The sequence below is a fragment of the Tahibacter sp. genome (genome assembly GCF_035481375.1).
In the GTDB taxonomy this organism is placed as follows: Bacteria; Pseudomonadota; Gammaproteobacteria; order Xanthomonadales; family Rhodanobacteraceae; genus Tahibacter.
Genome location: NZ_DATIGT010000290.1, coordinates 24,523 through 46,995 on the forward strand (window position 1 = coordinate 24,523; position 22,473 = coordinate 46,995).

Here is a 22,473-nt window from a genome sequence, read left to right on the forward strand (position 1 = left end):
TTGCGCCGTATTTCCGAATGCCGCGGTCATCACGATTGCGGTGAACGCCGACGCTTTGGCGTCTGCGAGGCGTTTTCGGTGCCGAGCGCGTGGCGCAATGCGCCTCGAAGGCTGGCGCAATGCGTTTCGAAGGCCGGCGCCCTGGACCCTGCAGGGCTTCTTTTCTTTCCGTCGCATGGAGGGCGCAATGCGCCTGAAAGTCGGCGCAATGCGCTTCGCCTATTGCGCCCCACGTTACGGCTTGGGTTGCGTTTCGGTCATGCCTTCCACCCAGACTTCGACGCCGTTCAACGCGGCGTTGCCGGACGGTGCGTCGAGTTCCAGCGGATCGCTGAGGTCGTTGTAGCTTTCGCCGCTCACTGCGCGGGCGCGTTCCAGCCGCACGCCGGTGCGCGCATGGCCGAAGCCGTGGGGCAGGCAGACGACGCCGCGCATCATGCCGTCGTGGGCCTGCACGTCGACGGCGATGCGGCCGACGCGCGAGCGCAGGATCGCGCGTGCGCCGTCGGCGAGGCCGCGCGCGGCGAGGTCGTCGGGGTGCATCCACAGGTGATGGCGGGCCTTGCCTTTCACGAGGCGCGGCGCGTTGTGCATCCACGAATTGTTGCTGCGGATGTCGCGGCGGCCGATCAGCTGCAGCGCATCGTCCGCCGCGATGACGCGGGCGCTGTCGCGCAGGCGCCGCAGGTCTTCGAGGAACAGCGGCGGCGCGCATTCGATCTTGCCGCTGGCGGTCTGCAGGCGATCGAGCAGGCAGGGGCGCAGCGGACCGAGATCGATGCCGTGTCGGGCGTCGCGCAAGGTGGAAAAATCCAGTCCGGAATTGCCGCGCTTCAGGCCGCCGGCGATCAACGCCTGCGGCGGCGGCATCGATGCGTAGTCGCGCCCGGCCGCGGCGGCGTAGGCGCGGGCGAGTCCGTCGATGAGCTGCCAGTCGGCGCGCTCGTGCCCGGCGGTCGCGCGCAGCGGTTCGCTCCAGCGCGCGACGCGGCGCACCGCGAAGGCGTTGAAGAACAGGTCGTAGTGCGGCTGCGTCAGCGACGAGGCCGGCGGCAGGATCAGGTCGGCGAAGCGCGTGGTCTCGTTGATGTAGACGTCGATGGCGACCTGGAATTCGAGATTCGGCAGCACGGCTTCGAGCGCCTTGCCGTTCGGCGTCGACAGCACGGGATTGCCGGCGACGGTGAGCAGCGCGCGGATCTGTCCGTCGCCCGGCGTCGTGATTTCCTCGCACAGCGCCGCGACGGGCAGCTCGCCGCCGAATTCCGGCAGGCCGCGCACGCGGCTCTTCCAGCGCGCGCGCTGGCCGCTCGACGTACCGGGGCCGGTCAGCGGAATCGCCGCGTCGTTCGGCAGCGCGCCGCCGACGGCGTCGAGGTTTCCGGTCACGAGGTTGAGCAGCTGGATCAGCCACTGCGCGAGCGTGCCGAACGACTGGATCGACACGCCGGTGCGGCCGTACACGACGGCGCGCGGCGCGGCGCGCAGTTCCGCGGCGAGACGTTCGATCGTCGCACGCTCGATGCCGCAGCGCGCGGCGATTGCATCGATATCGAAATCGGCGACGGCCGCGAGCACGTCGTCGAGGCCATCGAGTTTTCCGTCGTAACGGTCGATGCGCGCCGGTCCCAGCGCAAGCACCGAACGCAGCAATCCGATCAGAAACAGCGTATCGGTGCCGGGCCGGATGAAGACGTGCTCGCTCGCGATCTCGGCGGTCTCGCTGCGGCGCGGATCGACGACGACGAGGCGCCCGCGCTCGGTCAGTTTCTTCAGCCGTTTGACGATGCCGGGCGCCGTCATGAGACTGCCCATCGAGGCGACCGGATTGGCGCCGAGCATCAGGAAGAAATCCGTGTGGTCGACATCGGCGATCGGCAGCAGGAACTGGTGGCCGAACATCTGCGCCGCGACCAGCTGGTGCGGCCACTGGTCCACCGACGAGGCCGAGTACACATTGGGCGTACGCAGCAGTTTCACGAGCGACGGCAGATAGCCGATGTGACCCAGGTGATGCACGTTGGGGTTGCCGAGATAGACCCCGAGCGCCGCGGCGCCGTGCTCGCGCTGGATCGCGGCGAGACGCGTTCCCGCGAGCTCCAGCGCCTCGTCCCAGCCGATCTCGCGCCAGCGATCGCCCTCGCGCAGGAGCGGCGTGCGCACGCGGTCCGGATCGTTTTCGAGATCCAGGATCGCGTTGCCCTTCGGACAGATATGACCCTGGCTGAAAGGATCGGCCGCATCGCCGCGAATCGCGACGAGCTGCTCGTCCTCGTACTGGAATTCGAGACCGCAGATGGCCTCGCACAACGGGCATGCACGATAGCGGGCGACTCGGGTCATGGCTGGCTCCGGTATGAGCGGTGATAGTAGCCAACAATGGCGTGGGGTCACGGGTCTTGCGGTCCGGGCACGACAGGCCTTCCCCTGCAAGGGTGAAAGACGATCGTCGAGAACCGCAGGCTCTGATTGTCTTGAGCGCCCAACGGGCCGGACGGGCTTGGGTGGGAACGGGTTTTCGCCGTTCGCCGCAGGCATGCGACTGCATGTCGGTTGGGACGCATCATCGACCCACGCCGACTCCCGCTACCAAAGTAAACGACTCCATTTCTTGACTCTGCCGACAGCGCTTCGCACACTCCGGCGGACTCGCAAACCGGTCGATCTGGGGCGGCCGGCGCACCGGAGATACCTATGCCAAAGCGCAGGGATGTCCTGAGGTGGAGCGTTGCCGCCGGCGGCACGGGGCTGTTGTCCGACGCGACGGCGGCGCCTGCCGATCCCACGGCGATGCTCGCCTATCTGTGTCCGCCCGACGGCGAGAAGCCCGAGCTCGCCACGGCGAGTCCGCCCGCGCGGCCGTTCGTGCAGCCGCTGTTCGTTCCGCCCGTGAAGCAGCCGGTCGAACGTCTCGTGCCGCCGCCCGATCCGCGCGCGCATCAGCGCTATGCGGAATTTCCGCCGGAAAAGTTCTACGAGATCCGCGAGCAGGAATTCACCTGGATCTATCACCCCGACCCGCCTTACGGCGGCGGCAGCGGCTCGTGGGGTTTCGACGGCTCGACGCCGGGCCCGACCTACCACGCCCGCTACGGCGAACCCGTGCTCGTGCGGCGCTACAACGACCTGCCGCCGGTCGGCGTATCCAAAGTGAACTTCGCGCTGCCGTCCACGACGACGCATCTGCACAACGGGCATACCGCGTCGGAGAGCGACGGCCAGCCGCAGGACTGGATCGACTCCGGCGAGTTCTGGGATCACCACTACGCGAACTTCCCGGCGCGGCGCGATCCGCGCGAGAAGCTGACGACGCTGTGGTATCACGACCATCGCATGGACTTCACCGCGGCCAACGTCTACGCGGGACTCGACGGCTTCTATCTGCTGTTCGACGAGGAAGATTCCGGCGACGAGAACGATCCGGACCCGCGCGCCTGGCGGCTGCCGAGCGGCAAGTACGACGTGCCGCTGATCTTTCACGACATCCTGTTCGACGAGAACGGCCAGGTGCGCTGGAACGCGTTCAACACCGACGGCATTCTCGGCGACCGCTACACGGTGAACCGCAAGATCCAGCCGTATTTCGAGGTCGAGGCGAGAAAGTACCGGTTTCGCCTGCTCAACGGCGGCCCGTCGCGTTTCTACCGGTTCGCGCTGTCGTCCGGAAAACCCTTCTGCGTGCTGACCGGCGACGGCAACGTGCTGCCCGAGCCGCTCGATGCGGATCAGGTCTATCTGTCGGTCGCGCAGCGCGTGGACGTCGTCATCGATTTCTCGGAGTATGCGATTGGCGACAAAGTCCACATCGTCAACACGCTGGAACAGTCCAACGGCAAGGGGCCTTCCGGCCGCACCCTCGATCCGCCGGTGCCGATCCTGGAATTCCGTGTGATCAAGGCGACCGGGCGCGATCCGAGCCGCGTGCCCAGGCGCCTGCGGCCGCTGCCGGAAGTGGACCTTTCCCTCGTCAAGCACGAACGCGTCTGGGAGTTCGACTACGACGGCGGCCTGTGGACGGTGAACGGCAAGGTATTCGAGCCCAACCGCATCGACGCCGGCGTGGAGCGCGACAGCGCGGAAATCTGGACCATCCGCAACGGCGGCAACAGCTGGTCGCATCCGGTGCACTGCCATTTCACCGAATTCATCGTTCTCGAAGTGAACGGCCGCAAGATCCTGCCGACGACGGTGCAGGACCACATCGACGGCCGGCACGTGTTCACCGAGAACCTCGATCCGAAGATCGACCGCCGCCCGCACGTGAAGACGTTCATGGGCGGCCAGCGGCGTGACGTCGCGACGCTGCTGCCGGGCGACGAGATCAAGGTCTACATCCGCTTCAGCGATTTCCTCGGCAAGTACGTCATGCACTGCCACAACGTCGTGCACGAGGACCACGCGATGATGGTGCGCTGGGACATCGTCGAGCCGGGCAAGGGCTTCGTCGGTTCGCGTTCGGCCAGACGCGTCTACGGCACGCCGCCGGCGCCGCCGCATCTCGAGCCGCGGTCGGCGAACGGCACGCAGCAGCAGGACCAGAGCGAGGAGGAGCCATGAGTCACGATCCTTCGCGGCGCCTGCTGCTGAACGCGCTCGCCGCCGGTGCGCTGCGGTCCGGACCGCCGGCCTGCCGCGTCACGCCCGTGCCCAATGTCGTCGTCGCCACGCACGACGGACAGCGCGCGCTGTTTCATGACGACCTGCTGCGCGGAAAAACCGCACTCGTCCACTTCGTCCCGTTGGCGCGCGAACACGAATATCCGGTGCTTGAATCGGTCGCGCGCGTGCAGGCCGCGCTCGGTGAGCGTATCGGCCGCGACGTGCATATCTGCTCGGTATTCACCGACGGCGCGCGCGATGCGCTCGCCGACACCGCGCGCCGCTTCGGTGCGAAGGCCGGCTGGTGGCTCGTCAACGGAGAGCCCGAGGCCGTCGCCGCGCTGAAATCGCATTTCTTCCGGCACGCGCACGGCGACGGCGCGGACACGGCGGAAGACTGCTCGCGCGGCGTCATGCGCTACGGCAACGCGGCGGCGGGGCTCTGGGGCACCGTGCCCGCAAAGGCCGAGCCCGACTGGGTCGTCGAGCGCCTGTCGTGGGTCGCGGCGCAGTCGCGGCCTGCGGGACCGCCGCGGCGCAAAGGCCCTGCCGTGTTCGCGGCCGTGCTGGTCGCGCTGCTGCCGTCGCTGTCGCGCGCGAAGGACTACATCGGGCATCCGTATCCGCAGCCCTATCTGACGCCGTCGACGCAGACCACGGTCGGCGACACGACGACCGTCGTCACCGGTGCGAGTCTGTTCGAACCGTCGTACCCGTTCACCGATCCGCCGGGCACGAACCTGCTGCCGACGGTCTACACGAACAGCTACGACTCGCTCGGCAACGAGATGCCCAACACGCTGCCGTCGACGCCGACCGTGCCGTACAACCTGCATGACGGCGCTCCGGTCGTGACGACGATAGACCGCACGTCGCCGACGACGGATCTGGCCGACGCGTTCGAGCGCATCGACGCCGTCGCGCGCAACCAGCGCCGCCGTTCCGACGAGGGGCGCGACGCGCGCCGCGCGATCGACCGCGTGATCGACATTCTCGAAGGCAATCCGGTCGAAGGCCGCGTCTACAGCGGTTTTCCGCTGCTGCACTACACCGGTCCGCTCAAGGCGAAAAAGGTACAGCCGATCACCGACGCGAGCGGCAAGGTCATCGGCGGCAACGTGGACATCCACCAGATCTGGTACGACAACCATATCGAGTCCGACACCGCGTTCCTCGACACGCGCGCCGTGCAGGACGTGCCGTGGACGGTGACCTGGACGCTCGACGTGCTCGATCGCGGCCGCGACGATTTCTCGCCGTTCGCGTTCTACGACGATGCGCCATCCGGCCCGAATCCCGGCGATTTCGGCAAACCGAACGTCGGCATGGACCAGACCTTCTTTCCGATGGACGAGGGCACGCGCACCGTGCTCAAGCTGAAGATGGCGCCGGCGAAATACTGGAGCCTGACCTACACCTGGGGCTGGCGCTGGCATCCGCCGCGCGTGCAGGTGACCGAGAACCTGCTCAAGGTCGTCGACGGCAAGAACCTGCTGCAGTGGGAGCAGGACGTGTTCGGCGAGAACCCGCGCGCGAGCGAGCAGGCCAAGCTCGCGGCGATCGGCAGGATCGGCGATCTCGCGCCGCCGAAGATCATGTGGCGCGTCATGCGCGACGCGAAGCAGGCGGCGGGCAAGGGCGACTGGAAGCGTGTCGCCGACGACGTGCGCGAGGCGCGGCTGTCGTTCGACGACTGGAAAGACCGCACGCGCCTGCCGCGCAACGTGCCGATCGACAAGACCGCCGATCTGACGCTGTTCTATGCGAACAACACGATCCACGGCCATTTCACCGACGGCGGCACGATCAACTACACGAAGTTCGCGACGCGCGGCACGCCGCTCAAGGTATCGCTCTACAACGGCGACTATTTCGAGCATCGCTACGTGAACGTCGATTTCGGCGGCGGGCGCGGCTGGGAAAACCAGTTCAAATCCTCGGTGCGCGTCGGCGGTTCCGGCTGCTGGTTCACGTTCGGCCGCGCGTATATCACTATCAATGTTCCCGATCCGGTCGTCGTGCCGCCGGCGACGAAGCGCGGCGACGGCCAGCTCGACGCGACCGGCTTTCATCGCGTGAATCTCACATTCAACTTCGATCCGTCGCGGCGCCTGCGCTTCTACCAGTTCGATCCGACGCATCACGATGTGGCGATCTTTTCGATTCATTAGCCTCGCCGTCGCCGCGTTCGCCGGCGCGGCGTCCGCGGAAACGTCGCGCTATGCGCGCGACACCGTCGACGTGAACGTGCCCGCCGTCGTGCTCGTCGACCAGAACGGCGCGCGCGTCGCGCTGCGCGATGTGCTCGCGCGGCCCGGGCCGGTGCTCGTGCAGTTCATCTTCACGACCTGCGGCACGATCTGTCCGGTGCTCACGCAGACCGCGGCAGCGGTGCAGCGCGAGGTGCCGGGACTCGCCGTCGTCTCGATCAGCATCGACCCGGACGAGGACACGCCCGAACGGCTCGCCGGTTATGCGCAGCGGCACGGCGCGCGCGACGGCTGGCATTTCCTCACGGGCTCGCCGGAAGACAGCATCGCCGCGCAGCAGGCCTTCGGCGCGCATGCGGGCAGCAAGATGCGCCATCTGCCGCTGAGCTTCCTGCGCGCGGCACCGACGCGCGACTGGCTGCGCGTCGAAGGCGCGTTCACGGCGGCGGATCTCGTCGCGGAGTTCCGCAGGCTCTCGCCCGGCGACGCGGCACTCGGCCGGAAACTCTATCGCGACGGCGTGCTCGCGTCGGGCAAGTCCGTGACAGCGCAAGGCCCGGGCGGCATCGCGATCGAGGGGGCCGCCGCGGCCTGCGCGGGCTGCCATCGCCGCAGCGGCTACGGCGGTATCGAGGGACGTGCCCATGTGCCGCCGATCACGGCGTCATCGCTGTTCGCGGCGCCCGAGCCGCGCCGCGTCGACCGGTTCCGCGCGCTGTTCCAGGAACAACTCGCTCCCGACGTGCTCGCGCGCCTGCGCGCGTCCAGCGCGCGTCCCGCGTATTCCGCCGCGACGTTCGCGCAGGCGCTGTCCGAAGGCCGCGCGAGCGACGGCCGTGCGCTCGATGCGCTGATGCCGCGCTATGCGCTGAGCGAGTCCGATCGCGCGAACCTCGCCGCGTATCTCGCGACGCTCGGCGAAAGCTCGGCCGGCGTCGATGCGCACGAGCTGCACTTCGCGACCATCGTTTCCGACGCCGTACCGCCGGCGAAGCGCGACGCGATGCTGGCCGTCATGCGCGCGTGGCTGGCCCGGCGCAACGCGGACAACGCGCGGCGCGATGCGCGGCCGCCGAATCCGATGGGCTACGAGGACGATCTGCCGGACGCGAACCGTGCCTGGACGCTCGACGTGTGGACGCTGAGCGGCGAGCCGGGCGGCTGGCGCGTGCAGCTCGATGCCTATCAGCGCCGCCGGCCGGTCTTTGCCGTGCTCGGCGGACTCGGCGACTGGACCGCCGCGCACGCGTTCTGCGAAGCGAACCGGATTCCGTGCGTGCTGTCGCTGACCGACGCGCCGGTCAGCGAGGACGGCGACTACACGTCGTACCTTTCCGGCGGCCTGCCGCTCGAAGCGCGCGCGCTTGCGCGGCATCTCGCCGCGGCATGGCCGTCGCTGGGTGCGGCGCGACTGGTGCAGATTGCGGGAGACGCGGAAGGCGAGGGCGCTGCCGCGGCGTTGCAGGCCGCGCTTGCGGGATCGGGCGTGCCTTCGCCCGTCGATGCGGTTTCCGCGAGCGATGCCGCATCGGTCGCCGTGCTTTGGCTCGACGAAGCCGCCCTGCGCGGCGAGTCGGACAATCTGGAGAAGCGCGGCTTCCGGCGCATCTATGTATCGCGTGCGCGTGCCGGCGACGCCGTCGCGTCATGGCCGCCCGCGCTGCGCGCAAAGACCGTGCTGATCGACCGCCTCGCGTCCGCGGACGACGCATTGCCGCAGGCCTATCGCGCCCGCGCGTGGTTGCGTTCGCACGGCGCAGCCGGCGATGAACAAGACGTTCGGCTCGCGACGTACTACCTCATGAGCCTGACCGAATCGTCCGTCGCGCAGCTGCTCGATCACCATTCGCGCGAGCTGCTGATCGAAGCGATCGAGCGCGATGCCGAAGACGTACCGAACCCCGGCCCGTATCCGAGCCTGTCGCTCGGACCGGGCCAGCGCGTGGCCGCGAAGCGCTGCCGGCTCGTGCACTATGCCGGCGATGCGCTGGAACCCTGGACGGCGCCGTGAAACCGATTGCGCGGAAGACTGCCGGCGCCGCACGATGTCACGTGCCGGCGTGCCGGTCCCCTGCGAAACCGCGATGAACGCCCACCGCCGCGCGACCCGCGCATGACCGACAGATCTTCTCGCGTCCCGCTCGACATTCGCGGCCTGGCCGGCGACGACGCGCTGTTTCGGCTCAACGCCGGCGCGCGACGCGATCCGGCCGTCGAGCGCTGGCTCGACGGCGAGCCCACAGTGCTGCGCGCGATCGCGCGGCACTGGTTCGCGCAGATGCGCGCCTGCGGCGACGACGTGCGGGAATCGATGCATGACGGCTGCCCGGTCGCCTGCGTTGCCGACGCGCCGTTCGCCTACGTCGACACGTTCACCGGCCACGTCAACGTCGGCTTCTTTCGCGGCGCGCAGCTCGCCGATCCCGCGGGCCTGCTCGCCGGCAGCGGCAAGCGCATGCGGCACGTGAAGCTGAGGCCCGATGTCGCCGTCGACGAGGCGGCGCTGCGCGCGCTGATCGTTGCGGCGTACGAGGACATCAAGGCTCGTCTCGACGCGCGATAGGACCCGGCGAAACGGCGTTTCATGAGAAATCGCCGGCCGCCAGTACACCGCATGCGTGACAGGTCCGGATTCGAGGAGACGCGTCATGTCCGACCGCAACGAAAACCGGCGGCGACGCCGACGCGGCTGCGTCGAATCCCTACTGCGATCTCGTGACGAAGGGCGGCATCACGAGCGGCATCAGCTACCCGAAACGCATCCAGACGCTCGCCGCGAAATATCGCGGTTCACGCGTCACGCCACGTGAACCTGCGCACGCTATCCCTCCAGTGCCGCCGCCGCCGCGAGCCCCGACACCACGCCGAGCGACGGGTCGCCGACGACCGGCACGCCGGGGAACAGCGTGCGGACCGCGTCCTGGATCACGGGTGCGCGCGACGAACCGCCGGTCAGGAAGATCGATTCGGGACGCTCGCCGATATCGGCGTGCGCGCGTTCGAGCAGCACGCGCAGCCGGTCGAGGAAATCCGCATAGGCGGCGTCGAGGTGCGAGCGATCGAGATCGAGCGCGAGGCCGGGTTCGATGAACGCGAAGTCGACGCGGCCCTGCGCGTGCGTGCCCAGATGGATCTTCATCCGTTCGGCGTGCCGGTTCAGCTGCGAGGTTCCGCCGAGGCGCTGCAGCGCGGTCAGGCGCTGGCGGAACGGCGCGGCGGCATGGCGATAGTCGTGGCTGCGGAATGCTTTCTGCTGCGGCGGGCTGTGCACGCTCGCCGCTTCGCGGAAATGATGCACGGGTATGCCCGGATCGCCGCGGCCGAACGAGGGCATGAACGCGTGCAGCGACAGTTCGATGTCGATGTCGGTGCCGCCCTTGGGCAGGCCCCAGCTGCCGAACACGCGCGGCGCGCGCTCGGCGCCGCCGACCCGTGCGTAGGCGACGTCGGTGGTGCCGCCGCCGACGTCGACGATCAGGCTGCGCTCGGGCGTCGCGCGCTGCGTGTGGTAGTGCATCGCGGCGGCCGCGGGTTCTTCGAGAAACGACACCTCCTCGAAACCGGCCGCGTTCGCCGCTTCCGTCAGCATGTCCAGGGCCTGCTGCGTGCCTTGCGGGCCCATGGCGCTCTTGAACTCGACCGGCCGGCCGAGCACTGCCGCGCGCACCGGCGTTTCGAGCTGCTGCGTCGCCGACAGCCGGATGTGCTCCAGTACGTGCGTGGCGATGTGCAGGATGATCTTCTTCGCGTTCGGCAGCAGGTTGTAGCCGAGCATCGACTTCGGCGACTCGACGAGATGGCCGAAGCCGTCGCTGATGTACGCCTCGATCGCGTCGTCGCCGAACACCGCGTCGGAAACGCGGACGGCCGCGCCGCGCGATTCGCGCACGCGCCGGTCCATCCAGCCCGCGCGCACGCTGCGCAGCGCGGCCGCGCGCAATTGTTCTTCGCTGCGCGGCGCCGGTTCCGGCGCGAGCGCCAGCGCTTCGGCGCGGCGATCGGCCGGCAGCGCGTTCGCATCGGCGACGCGGCGGCGCCAGGCGTCGACGGACGCACGGTGCGCCGCACGCGCGGAGCGCATGTGCGCCTCGACGTGTGCGTCGAGTTCGTCGGTCAGCACGAAATCGTTCGGATCGGGCACCGCGGCCGGAAAGAACACGGCCGTGCGAAATTGCGTGTCGTCGCCGAAACGGATGCCGTGCAGCCGGCCGCCGACCGACGCCGCGGCGGCCGAATAGCTGGTTCCGAAGTCGATGCCGATCCGCATGAGGTGCACCCGGGTTGCGAGGGCGCGCGAGTGTAGGGGCGGCCGCGGCGCAATGCGAGTGCCGCGCGTGCGCGCGCAGGAACCGGATGGCGGCGGCATCGGCGCGCGCTCATGATCATTCCTGCAAACTGTCCGGCTTTGAAACTGGCCTGCTTTTGAAACTGGCCTGCTTTGAAGCTGACCTGTTTCGAAACAGGCGCGGTTTGTCCTGAATACCACTTAGCGTGCGGCGCCTGTGCAATTGGCGCTCGCAAACCGGCGGCGACGCGCCCAGGCTGCGCAGCGAATCGCCCGACTTTTCCCGACCCCGTACCCAGCGACCTACGCCGCATGCACAAAGCCCTGCTTTTCCTGATCCTCGTCGCCACCGGAGCCGCAGCGCAGACGCCGGAGCCGCCGCGTCAATCGTTGGACGACGCGTGGTGGACCGGTCCGATGCTCGCCAACTCGGCGTCGACCCTGCCGCGCGGCCACTATCTGATCGAGCCGTATCTCTACGACGTGCGCACGAGCGGCACGTTCGACCGCGACGGCGACCGGCACACGACCGACCGCTCGCACAGCTACGGCTCGCTGACCTACATGACCTACGGCGTCACCGACACGTTCTCGCTGAGCCTGATTCCGACGTTCGGCTATACCGATCCGGCGCAGGGCCGCAGCAGCGCCGGCATCGGCATGGGCGATCTGTCGGTGCAGGGACAATACCGTCTCACGCAGTTCCAGCCGGGACACTGGATGCCGACGATCTCCGTGGCCGTGCAGCAGACGTTTCCGACCGGCAAGTACGACCGCCTCGGCGAGCGCGCGAGCGACGGCTTCGGCAGCGGCGCGTACACGACGATGCTCGGCATCTATTCGCAGACCTATTTCTGGATGCGCAACGGCCGCATCCTGCGCATGCGGCTGAATCTGACGAAGGCGTTTTCCGATCGCGTCGACCTGACCGACGAAAGCGTCTACGGCACGTCCGACGGTTTTCGCGGCAGCGCGCGACCCGGTGCGAGCTTCGTCGCGAACGCCGCCTGGGAATACAGCATCACGCGGAACTGGGTGATCGCGCTCGACGCCGTATACCGCCGCAACGGCAACACGCGCGTGCGCGGCATCGACGCGCAGGGCAGGGCGACGCTGTTCGATTCGGGAACGAGCCGCTCGTTCGCGCTCGCGCCGGCGATCGAATACAACTTCACTCCGAATGTCGGCGTGCTGTTCGGCGTGCGCACGATCGTTGCGGGACGAAACACGTCGGCCCATGTGACGCCGGCGATCGCGGTGAATATCGTGCGGTGAGGGGCGGCGGCCGAATTCGCGAATTTCTTCGTGTTGCGGCAAGCGCGAAGCAAACCCATCCCCCATGCCCTCCTTCACGGGGTGAAAGACGATCGTTGAGAATCGCAGGTTCCGATCGTCTTCTTGAACGCCCAACGGGCCGGGCGGATGGGTTTCCTGCCGTCACTTCCCAAACTCGACCACGCCATTCCCGACAGGCATCTCGCGCTTCCGCTCGTCCGGCATCCCGTCATCAAGCGACAGCCAGACCTGCCGCCCGAGCTTCGCGATATCGCCATACCGCCCCAGCGCGCGAAACCGGTCGAACACGAACGGCAGTCCTTCGGCCGCGAGCGCATCCGGCGCATCGCCGAGGTGGAAATGCAGCTGCGGATCCGACGCGCTGCCGCTGAAGCCGACCTGCGCGATCGTCTCGCCCTTGCGCACGCGCTGGCCGACGCGCACGCGCACGCTGCCCGTGCGCAGATGGCCGTAATACGCGAAACGGCCACCGCCGATGTCCAGCGCAACGACATTGCCGCTGCCGGTCGCGAGATCGTGCTTCGCGCGCTCGGTCAGCAACTGCCGTTCCGGCAGATCGTTGCGTACCTTGACCACGGTGCCGTCGGCGACGGCGAGCACGTCCTCGCCATAGCTGTAGGTGTCGGCCGCGCGATGGCCATCGCCGCGCTGCTTGCGGCCCGTTTCGTCCACGCGTACCCAGTCCGCCGCATGCCTGCCGGGCGTGCGCGCCTTGCCGTCGACGGCGAAGACGACGCGCCGGTGGCCGCGCTCCCAGCTCGGATCGTAGACCGCAACCCAAGGGCCGCCGCGCAACGGAGGGCCCAGCACCGTCACGGGCTTCGATCGGACCGCAACCTCGCCGCCTTCGACGGTGTGCGCGGCCGACGTCGTTGCCGCAACGCGATAGTCGACGCGGTGACGCAGCTGTTTCGGCAGCGGCCGCCGTGGCGGAAGCGTCAGCTCGACGAACACGATGCCGCGACGGCCCGATGCGATGCCGCCGCCGTCGGCGACGGGACGCTGCAGGCCCGAGCGGTCGAGGTGCTGCGCGAGCTCGGCCGCTTCATAGCGCAGCAGCTCCTCTCCGCGGTCGGCGTCGATCACGGCGACGGCCGTCGGCTCCAGCGTGTCCGCCGTGTAGTTGTTCAACTCAAGCTCGTAGACCAGCGTCGCGTGTCCGCCGACCGGATAGACGGCCGGTGCAAACCGCACGCGCAGATCGAACGATTCGCGCGGCGGTTCCGTGGCCGCCGCTGCGCCGCACGCCGCACCCAGCAGCCCCGCTGCAGCAACCGCAAGAAATCGATGCATCGCACTACCCGAAGATGGCCGGCTGTCGTGCGATGGTAGCGGGAAGCGCGTCGTCCGGAGAGCGGGGTCAGGTTCGTTTGCGCGAGCCGAAGACGCGGCAGGCACGTGCCCTGCTCGCGTCGTTCGCGGTGCCGCAACGAACCTCGGCCCGTTGCGGTCAGTGCGGCCTCACACGCGACACTTCGCCGCCCAATCGGGATCGAAGCCCTTGCTCTCCGCGGCGAGCTGGCGCAGATCCTGATAGCACTCCGACAGCAGCAGTCCGGGCACTTCGCCGAGCGTGAGCTGTTCCCGGCTGTCTCCGTCGACACGCTCGAACTTCAGGCTGATGAGCGCGACCGGCTTGTTCTCCTCGGGAAAGCTGCTGCCGCTGAATTCGATCACCGCGGTGATGCCGAGCGAGCGGAACGCCCGCTGGTAGTCGGTGAACCAGCTCTCGCCATTGTTGGCCCGCGCATAGCCGAGTTTCTGCGCGCGGCTGCGCAGCGTGAAATTCGGCAGCACGCAGCCCTCGAAATCCTTGAGTTCGCGGGCCTGCTGCAGCTCGGCCGGCAAGCGGTAGACGCCGCGGCCGAACAGCGGGAACAGCGGCATGACCTTGTAGTCGCTCAGATGGCGCTGCCAGCGTCCGGCGAGTTCGGCGTCCAGGATGAACTCGTGTGCGATGCGCACCTTCGCCGTGTCGGCGACGCTGACCGGGTTGTCGTCGACGTCCGTGAGCGAGCCGTCGCCGAGCGGCCGGAACGTCGTCTTCACCTCGCCGCCCTCGACCACGGCCCAGATCAGGCTTTCCACGAGGTGGCGCGCGATCGGATGCTGCAGCAGATAGCGGTTCCAGTCCTCGTAGGGCCATTCGCGCTGCGTGCAGAGCGCTTCGAGAAAGCGATCGGTCTGCTGGGCGAGCGTCGTCCTGACGGTCTTCTTGGCTTCCGACCAGCTCTTCTTCGATTCCTTGGCCAGCGTTTCGTCGTCGTCCTTGCGCGGATCGGGCAGGGCGGAAAGCTTCTTGCCGTTCTCGTCCTGCAGCTGGATCGTGAAGTCCGGCATCAGCCGCGCGACGAATTCGCGATCGCCGTAGCTCAGCGTCAGCGTGCCGGTTTCGTCGAAGCCAGCTGCCGGAATCGTGCGGTCGGCCAGTTCGGCCACGGTCCAGCCGCGGCGGTCGGCCAACGCCTCGACCTGGTTGGCGGCTTCTTCCTGGATGCCCTTCGTGCGGAAGCGATTGCCGACCGCGAGCAGCAGCTGCACGGCCGCCGGATGCGGGATCCAGGCCAGCATGGCGATCAGCGCCTTGCTGTGTGCCGCGCGCGTGCCGTAGTAGTCCTTCAGATAGCGCGCGACGACGGGCACGGCGCGTTCGCCCGCGCAGGCCGCGGCCAGCGCGAGAATGCCCTTGCTCGCGATCGCGGTGCCTTCGGGCTGCTTGAGATACTTCGCCAGCAGCGATTCGTATAACTGTTCAACCGTATAGTTGAGCTGCGGACTGCCGGTGTAGTACTGCGGGTTCTGCGCGATGAACTGGTGTGTGCTGCGCGCGCTCTGCTGCGCGGATCGTTTCGCCAGGTCCTCGCTGATCGGCCGCGTATCCGCGGCGATCCAGGCTTCGAGCAGATGCTGGCCGAGCGCTTCGCGGCTGCGCGGTTCGAACATCGCGCAGTACTGCCGCAGCAGCGCGTGCGGCTCCGGCGTCTTCTGCTTGACCGCCTGGACCACCATGCCGCGGATCAGCACCGGCTCGACCGGCTGCGCGGTATCCGCCCAGACGACCGGCGGCAGCGCGTCCCAGTCGAACCATTCGAGATCCGTGCCGGCGCCTTTGCTCCAGGCCTTCTCCGCTTCCCTGGCCAGCGCCTTGCGGTCGACGAACGGCGCGGTGCTGCGGCCGAGCGCGATCAGCGCTTCCAGCAAGGCGCCCTTGGCCGCTTCCTGCTTTTCGGTTTTCGCGGCTTTTTCCAGCGCCGGCACGGCGGCTTCCAGCGCGAGGTCGCGGATCCAGGCCGCCGCCGCGGCGCGCACGTCCGCCTTGCCGTCGGACAGCGCGGCAATGACATGACTGTCACGCTGCGGCAGCCGCGCCAGCACGGCGCGCGCAGGCCCGCGCTGCGCCTTCGGGCCGGTCAGCGCGACCTCGAGCAGCCACGAGACGAGTTCCGGCGGTACCTGCGGCAGAAGCCCGATCGCGCGGAAGCGCGCGCTGTGATCGGCCGTCGGGTAGTTCTGCACGTTCCACTTCAGTTCGTGCGACAGCGTGTTCAGATAGTGCGCGAAGAACGGCCAGAGATCGTCGGCGCTGCGTTCGCCCGGACGCAGCTTCTCGCGCACGTGACCGAACGAATACAGCAGCTTGTCCGTGGTCAGGCCCAATCCGGACAGCATCAGCGCGTATTCCAGCATGGCCGGCTGGCCGGTCCGGCGACGCAAGGCCTCGATGACGTTCGTCGAGTGATAGTTGAGCCAGCCCGATGCGTTGACGAGCAGTCCGAAGAACCGATACAGCTTGAGCAGCAGCACCGAAGACGCGCCGTCGCGTTCCGGCAGCCGTTCGAGTGCGCCGTGGAGCGCTTTCTCGGCGATGTGGTGCAGCTTCGCGGTCGTCGTCGGGATCGGCTCGGACGAGACGAGATAGTCGCGCAGCGCTTCGCGCGTCTGCGCCGTGACGGGCGGCGCGCGAAGCGCGTCCTGCGTGACGCGCGCATTGGCGGTTTCGATCGCGTCGCCGACCTCGCGCCAGAACGTATCCAGCAGTGCATCGAGCGCCGCGCCGCCCGGCACGCTCCATTCGATCTGCGGCACGGTGTACGCGTTGACGGGGCCTTGCTCCGTCGTGGATTCGCGCGCATCCCATTCGGACAGCAGCGCCTGTATCGAAGTCGCCTTGTCGGCGCTCGCGGTATCGCGCGCGAACGCACGCAGGTCCGCGTCGCCGCGCCGGCGCGCGATATCGTCGAGAAAGCGCAGCGCCTGCTGGCGCTGGTCGGGCTTCGCGCTGCGCGCGATCTCGCGCAGGGCGGGCAGGGTGTCGTCGATGACGCGCCACGCGAGACCCTGGGCGAGGCTGCTCACCTGCTTGCTCGATGCGCTCGCCAACTCGGCCAGCGGGGCGGCAAACGGCTTCAGCGCTTCGGCCGTCAGCGGCGCCAGCAGCGTCAGCACATGCAGGCGCTGCGCCGCGTCGGCCGGTGCGAGATGCGGCAGGATCCGATCCGCGTAGCGCAGCGCCGCTGCGCCGAAGTCGCGGAACGCGCCGACCGACTTCGCGCAGCTTTCGGTGTGACGGCTGTGCTCCAGCGGCGTCGCGAACGCGGCGACCACGAGCGCGGACGGCTCCAGGCCGCCGGCGGCGAGCGCGTTCTCGAACACGGCCGAGGTCACGTGTTTCGACAGCGGCCGTTCCGGCCACAGGCGCGACCAGCCGATCACCTGATGGATCAGCGCTTCGGGCCAGGCGGCGGACAGGCGCAGCGCGCCTTTCCAGTAATACGCGTTGTCGAGCGCGGCGGCGACGATCTGGCCCCACCGGACCAGCATCGCCGGCTCCGCGATGCCGATCTGCGCGTAGACCGGATCGAGCACGCGCGGCCAGGTGGTGGTGGTGTTCTCGAGCAGCAGCTTCGACAGGGCAGCGTGTTGTCCCAGGGTGGCCGGCAGGCCGGCGGGTTCGCCGGTGGCGATATACCGGGCGAGATCCGCGAGCGAGACGGCGTCGCTCAGACGGCCGTCCGCGTCGGCGGCGGAGGCGAGTAACGCAGTGAGTCTGGCCGGCCATTCCGCCGGCGTCATTGCGGGCTCGCTGTCGGGTTGTCCCTGTGCTGCTGTCGTCATGAGTGCTCCGATGCCCCGGTGGGCCGATTGGGCGACTTTAATTCGAATTTGTGAAAGGCGGCGGCGGTGCTGGTCACGAAACCCATTGCCACGCAACTTAGCGTCACCCAAGACGAACGGCGAAACCCGTCCCCACCCATGCCCGTCCGGCCGACTGGCCGGACAGCATGGGTGGGGACGGGTGTGCTCCGCATCGTCAGAAACGCGCCAGCCGTTTGACCCGCATTGTGGGACTCCTCGCCCCGGCGACTGCGTCGTACACAAAACGACGCAAAAAAATTCCTGATGCTTTCGCGCCTCGCAATGCGCTAAGCACTTCCGCCAGACGCGCCGACCTAGAACAAAGCAATAACAGACACCTGAAGCGTTTTTGAAATTTTCAATTAGGGTGACTTGGAATCTTTCATCGCGACACTCAGTGCGCGTTGCCGTGAAAGACGTCGTCCGATCGCTACTTGCAGGAAGCGATTCCGTGGCTGACGGCCGGGAAGGCAGCACCGCGGAACCGCAAGCGTTCCCGGCGCAACGACCAGTCTCACGTCCTCGATTTTCCCGACCCTTCGGTCCGGCGCAGTGCTCGCCGGCGCCGAGGCGCCGGCGTGCGCTCGATGACAGCACGCGTCCGGCCGACTGCTCGCATGGCACGCGTCGGCGGATCGCCGTTCTGCGCGATCCGTTTCCCTTCATTTCGACAGGAGAATGACAAGTGACACAGAACGTACCTACTGCCCGGTCAGCGCGCGCGCGTCGCGTTCTCGTCGGATGGCCCGCTGCACGGTGGGCGACCCTCAGCCTCGTCGCCATGTTCGGTCTGGCCGCAGGCGGCGCGACGCAAGCGCACGAGGACGTGGACGCACAGGCGCAAGCCACGGCATGTCCGGACGGCATCTGCCCGGGCCTCGGACATGCCTACTACCTGCCGTCCATCAACGGCTTCGATCCGCCGAGCTCCGGCAACGACTTCCTCATCGACAAGGCGATCGGCAGCTGCGCGACCGTGACGCCGGCCAAGGAGATGGCGACACGGCAGTTCCAGAGCTCCGAGAGCATGCAGGAACTCACGCGCAAGACCACGGCGAGCTTCGAGTTGAACACGACCTACACGTCGGCGCGGTTGAGTGCGCGGGCGTCGGTGTCGGCCATGACAGGCGGCGACACCACGACCACGCAACGGATGACCAGCACCCATATGGACATCACGACGCCGACGCGCAACGTCGACTTCAACCAGCGCGGCCGCGACTGCTTCGCAAAAGGCAACGTCCATCCGGACGACATCAGGCAGTTCGAGTCGCTGCCGCTGGTTCGCGCGGCGCAGGCCAGCCAGGCCGGCGAGTGGGCGCCCTACGAGAACTATCTGCGGCGATCGGGCTCGCACCTCATGATCCGGCAGCAGTTCGGCAGCCGTTTTCAACGCTGGGAAAGTTCGAGCGCCAGCACGTCGGACATCCTGGACATCCTCAAGGCGAAGGCGTGTGCCGGTGTCGAGGGCCGCAATCCGACGACGCAGGGCTGGAGCGTCGACGGCTGCGCGGCGTATTCGCGCGAGCAGCGGGAAAAGGCGTCGCGCACGCATTCGGAATGGCGGCAGATCGTCATGGGCGGCACCGAAGCGACACGCATTGCGCTGACGCAGGAAGTGTCAAAAACCAGCATCGACAATTTCATTGCCGCCAGTCCGCGCGGCGACCGGCCGATCCGTTTCGGCTTCAAGCCGGTCTGGGAACTGTGGATGGAAATCTATTCGCCGCTGTGCAGAGGCGACGGTTCGAAAGACTGCGAGAACCTGCAGCGTGCGTACAACCTGAAAACGGCGTTCGAGGGTCGGCTTGCCATCGGTTGCCCGGAGGAGCGGGACGGCACCGGCACCGTCTATCAGGCGATGGCGGCCGACGGAGCGCCGAATGCGCAGGGAATCCAGACCTTCGGCTGTTTCGCCGAGAGGACCGGATGCCGGTCGAACCAGGACTGCCGCCTCGGCGGCGCCGGCGCCGTCTGCTACTGCTATGGACGGAGCTGTATCGATCAGGGTGTCCAGATCATCGGTTCGGACCAATTCCGTAACCGTGTGCGAACACGCCGGGAAGGCGGCTACGACGACGGCGTGAACAACTCGTGCCGGCTCCGCAGCGGCATCGGCAGCAGCTGTTCGTGCAACACGAGCTGGGGCGCCGGATTGCCGCGACGCGACCTGTTCCGCGAGCCGCTTCCGTAGGGACAACGGGAACACGGGCCGATAGTACGACTCTGGAGACAACGGGTCAGGTTCACGTGCGCAACCAACCGCTCGCCGTCGGTGCCGTCTGCGCACGACATGCATGCGTTGGCGACACGACACGTGAACCTGGCTCCGTACCTGAAACACCAACGCGGAAAACCGTTCGGCCGCTCTTCCGCTACGTCTGTCACTGCAGCATTGTGATGCTGCGTGGCGGCGCGTTAGCGTGCCTGGACGCCGATGGCCCAGGAATTTCGCATGGAACGCACCATTGTGTATTTGTTTGCAGGCTTGCTCGGCGTGCTGTTTCCGAACGTGTCGTTCGCGCAAGCGCCGATCGACGGCGTCTTCCGCGATGCGTTCGAACCCGCCGGGATATTCTTCAGCGATTGCCAGGCCGGCGCCGCAGCGGGATGCGTGCCGGGAAACAATGCGAACGCGGGCTCGATCGCCGCGCCGAAGCGCGATCTGTCGGGAATCGGCATCAACGCGCTGCCCGCCGGAACGCGCCTGCATTTCGCACGCGGCGGCGCCTGGAACTGGACCAATGTGCGGCTGGAGAACGCGCTCGCCACGGCGAGCCGGCCGCTGAGTTTCGAAGCCTACGGCGCGGGCCCGCGGCCGTTGTTCAATGCACCGGGCATCGGCAGCGGCGCGATCGACTTCGGCGACTACAACAACACCAGCAACGACGGCGGCTATGTGTTTCGCGGCCTGAAATTCGACGGCCAGGGCTCGACCGCGCATGCATTCTTTCTGATCCACAATCTGCACGACGTCACGATCGAGGATTGCGAACTCACGGGTTTCTACATCGCGATCCACGCCCAGGCGCGCGCACCGCATGGCCTGCGCCACATCGCGATCCGCAACAACCAGATCGTGCGCAACGGCGGCATGGGAATTTTGGGACAACTGCGCGACTCGGTGATCGAAGGCAACACGTTCGGTGCGAACAACGTGGGCGGATCGGGCTTCGATCACGGCACCTACCTGTCCGGCGACGACGGCATCAGCGGCATCAACGTCACGCTGCGCAACAACCGCTATCTGCGCAACTCGGTCGTGAACGGCGTCTGCACCGGCGGCAACATGACCTTCCATGGCCAGATGGACGGCCTGCTGATCGAGGGCAACACGATCGAACAGGATGCCGCCGCGGAAGGCTGCTGGCTGATGTCGATCACGCAGGGCCGCAACACGCCGGAATGGTTCCGCAACGTCGTCGTGCGCGGCAACACGCTCGTCAACGGCGGCAACACCATCATCGCGGTGCAGTCGGCGCCCGGCATCCTCATCGAGGACAACCGCATCTTCAACACCCAGCTCGCGTTCCAGGTCGGCATCGGAGTCGGCAGCACCGAGTACCAGGGCGGCGACGTCCCCGACGGCAACGCGATCGTCCGCAACAACATCGGCTGCTATCCGACGCCCGGCCACCAAAGCACGCTCGTGCGCGTGACCGCGCCGGATTCGCTGGTAACGAACAATCTGAGTTACAGCGGGGCCGCGGCGACGACGGGGCCGTGTCTGCGCGAGTGATTGTTGCGGCGCTTGTGCAGGGCGCAATAACCGAAGGGCATTGCGCCGGATCTCCGGCGAAGTCGGGTCGCGTCACGTCGCGGCGATACAGCCGACGCTTGCTCCGGCGGGAGCGGCGAGCCGTCGCGTTTGTCGCTTCGGGTTGCGCCGGACCTCCGGCGTGAAGTGACCCGACTTCGTCGAACCGCGTGAAGTCGCGGGATGCTCGACAGCAGGCTTCGGTTCGCGTGGCCCCTGGTTGCCGCATACGTCGTTCCCGTCAGCATGGGAGGCTCGTGCCCGCGCCTCAGCTGGATCCAATGCCATCGGTACGGGAGGTTCCCTCCATGCGGTACGCATCGTCGTCATGTCTTTCGCGGAGTGCATGCCTGCGGTCGGGGGCGTCTCGGCTCAGGCTGGTTCTGCTGGCAGGGGTCGTGCTCACCGGGCCGACCGTGGCACAGCAGATCAGCAGTCACGTCATTGCCGCCGGGGGCGGTACGAGCCGGTCCGCCGGAGGCTGCCGGACCCTGGAGGGCACGCTGGGCCAGGCGGCGATCGGCACGGCCAGCGGCGGCGAGTTCACCGTGCAGGCGGGCTACTGGGCCGGACCGGGAAGGCAGCGCCGCGACAGCGTCTTTTCCGCAGGCTTCGAGGAGTGCACGTGATGAACGCGGTTTTCCGTTTTCGTGTCGCGCTGCGTCGCATGACGCTGGTCGCCTGCCTGATCGCCGCCGGTGCGGCCGTCGCGCAGACGACGCCACAACTGCCGAATTTCACATATCAAGGCCGACTGCAGCAAAGCGGTGCGCCGGCCAACGGAAACTTCGATCTCGCCTTCGCGCTGTACGATCAGCCGACCGGCGGCAGCCAGGTCGGCGCGACGGTCACCGAGACCGACTTCCCGGTCGTCGACGGCATCTTCTCGGTGTCGCTGGGATTCCCGGGCGCGTTCACGGGCACGCAGCTGTATCTGCAGGTCAGCGTGGAAGGTGCGCCGTTGCTGCCGCGTCAGGCCGTCGCGACGGCACCCGTGTCGCAGTTCAGCCTGAGCGGCAGCATCGGCGGACCGGCCGGCGGTGCGCTGGACGGCACTTATCCCGATCCGACGCTGGCCGCGAATGCCGTCGCCACGGCGAACATCGCTTTCGGCGCGGTGACCAACTCGAGGCTGGCGGCGGATTCCGTCAGCGCTTCCAAGATCGCTTCATTCGCCGTCGGAAACAGCG

General features: G+C 67.8%; 13 protein-coding genes. 9 read left to right on the forward strand and 4 right to left on the reverse strand.

Features of this window, described 5'->3' with window-relative positions:
- Positions 1-234 precede the first annotated feature (234 nt).
- Positions 235-2,343, reverse strand: coding sequence for a molybdopterin-dependent oxidoreductase (locus VLF18_RS19070; RefSeq protein WP_325281213.1), 2,109 nt, complete (start codon positions 2,341-2,343; stop codon positions 235-237).
- Between the two features lie 351 nt (positions 2,344-2,694).
- On the opposite strand from VLF18_RS19070, the gene VLF18_RS19075 reads away from it, so the two are divergent.
- The 4 genes from VLF18_RS19075 to VLF18_RS19090 all read left to right on the forward strand — a co-directional run bounded on the left by VLF18_RS19075 (position 2,695) and on the right by VLF18_RS19090 (position 9,372).
- Positions 2,695-4,557, forward strand: coding sequence for a multicopper oxidase family protein (locus VLF18_RS19075; protein ID WP_325281214.1), 1,863 nt, complete (start codon positions 2,695-2,697; stop codon positions 4,555-4,557).
- Complete coding sequence (locus VLF18_RS19080; RefSeq protein ID WP_325281215.1) at positions 4,554-6,770, forward strand: hypothetical protein; 2,217 nt, start codon at positions 4,554-4,556, stop codon at positions 6,768-6,770. The genes VLF18_RS19075 and VLF18_RS19080 overlap by 4 nt, the downstream gene beginning before the upstream one ends.
- Positions 6,745-8,820: an SCO family protein gene (locus VLF18_RS19085; RefSeq protein WP_325281216.1), complete on the forward strand. Its 2,076-nt coding sequence runs from the start codon at positions 6,745-6,747 to the stop codon at positions 8,818-8,820. The genes VLF18_RS19080 and VLF18_RS19085 overlap by 26 nt, the downstream gene beginning before the upstream one ends.
- A gap of 102 nt (positions 8,821-8,922) precedes the next feature.
- Positions 8,923-9,372 (forward strand): DUF1801 domain-containing protein, encoded by a 450-nt coding sequence (locus tag VLF18_RS19090; RefSeq protein ID WP_325281217.1) that lies wholly within the window; start codon positions 8,923-8,925, stop codon positions 9,370-9,372.
- Positions 9,373-9,630: 258 nt separating this feature from the next.
- Here VLF18_RS19090 and VLF18_RS19095 read toward each other — a convergent pair whose 3' ends face one another.
- Positions 9,631-11,076 (reverse strand): Hsp70 family protein, encoded by a 1,446-nt coding sequence (locus VLF18_RS19095; RefSeq protein WP_325281218.1) that lies wholly within the window; start codon positions 11,074-11,076, stop codon positions 9,631-9,633.
- Between the two features lie 330 nt (positions 11,077-11,406).
- Between VLF18_RS19095 and VLF18_RS19100 the strand changes: the two genes are divergently transcribed.
- Entirely contained in the window at positions 11,407-12,369 is a 963-nt protein-coding gene (locus tag VLF18_RS19100; protein ID WP_325281219.1) for a transporter, read from the forward strand.
- A gap of 162 nt (positions 12,370-12,531) precedes the next feature.
- On the opposite strand, the gene VLF18_RS19105 is transcribed toward VLF18_RS19100, so the two are convergent.
- Together VLF18_RS19105 and VLF18_RS19110 are read right to left on the reverse strand one after the other, a co-directional pair.
- A complete protein-coding gene (locus VLF18_RS19105) occupies positions 12,532-13,683 on the reverse strand; it encodes a M23 family metallopeptidase (RefSeq protein ID WP_325281220.1) in 1,152 nt (383 codons plus the stop codon).
- 168 nt (positions 13,684-13,851) lie between these two features.
- Positions 13,852-17,505, reverse strand: a complete 3,654-nt coding sequence (locus VLF18_RS19110; RefSeq protein ID WP_325281221.1) for a DUF4132 domain-containing protein — start codon at positions 17,503-17,505, stop codon at positions 13,852-13,854.
- Between the two features lie 802 nt (positions 17,506-18,307).
- On the opposite strand from VLF18_RS19110, the gene VLF18_RS19115 reads away from it, so the two are divergent.
- The 4 genes from VLF18_RS19115 to VLF18_RS19130 all read left to right on the forward strand — a co-directional run.
- A complete protein-coding gene (locus VLF18_RS19115; RefSeq protein WP_325281222.1) occupies positions 18,308-19,720 on the forward strand; it encodes a hypothetical protein in 1,413 nt (470 codons plus the stop codon).
- Positions 19,721-19,981: 261 nt separating this feature from the next.
- Positions 19,982-21,265 carry a right-handed parallel beta-helix repeat-containing protein gene (locus tag VLF18_RS19120; protein WP_325281223.1) on the forward strand — a complete coding sequence of 428 codons (1,284 nt, stop codon included), beginning with the start codon at positions 19,982-19,984 and terminating at the stop codon, positions 21,263-21,265.
- A gap of 434 nt (positions 21,266-21,699) precedes the next feature.
- A complete protein-coding gene (locus tag VLF18_RS19125; RefSeq protein ID WP_325281224.1) occupies positions 21,700-21,912 on the forward strand; it encodes a hypothetical protein in 213 nt (70 codons plus the stop codon).
- Positions 21,912-22,473 (forward strand): hypothetical protein (locus VLF18_RS19130; RefSeq protein WP_325281225.1); only part of this gene is annotated, 562 nt, incomplete at its 3' end. The genes VLF18_RS19125 and VLF18_RS19130, both read left to right, overlap by 1 nt.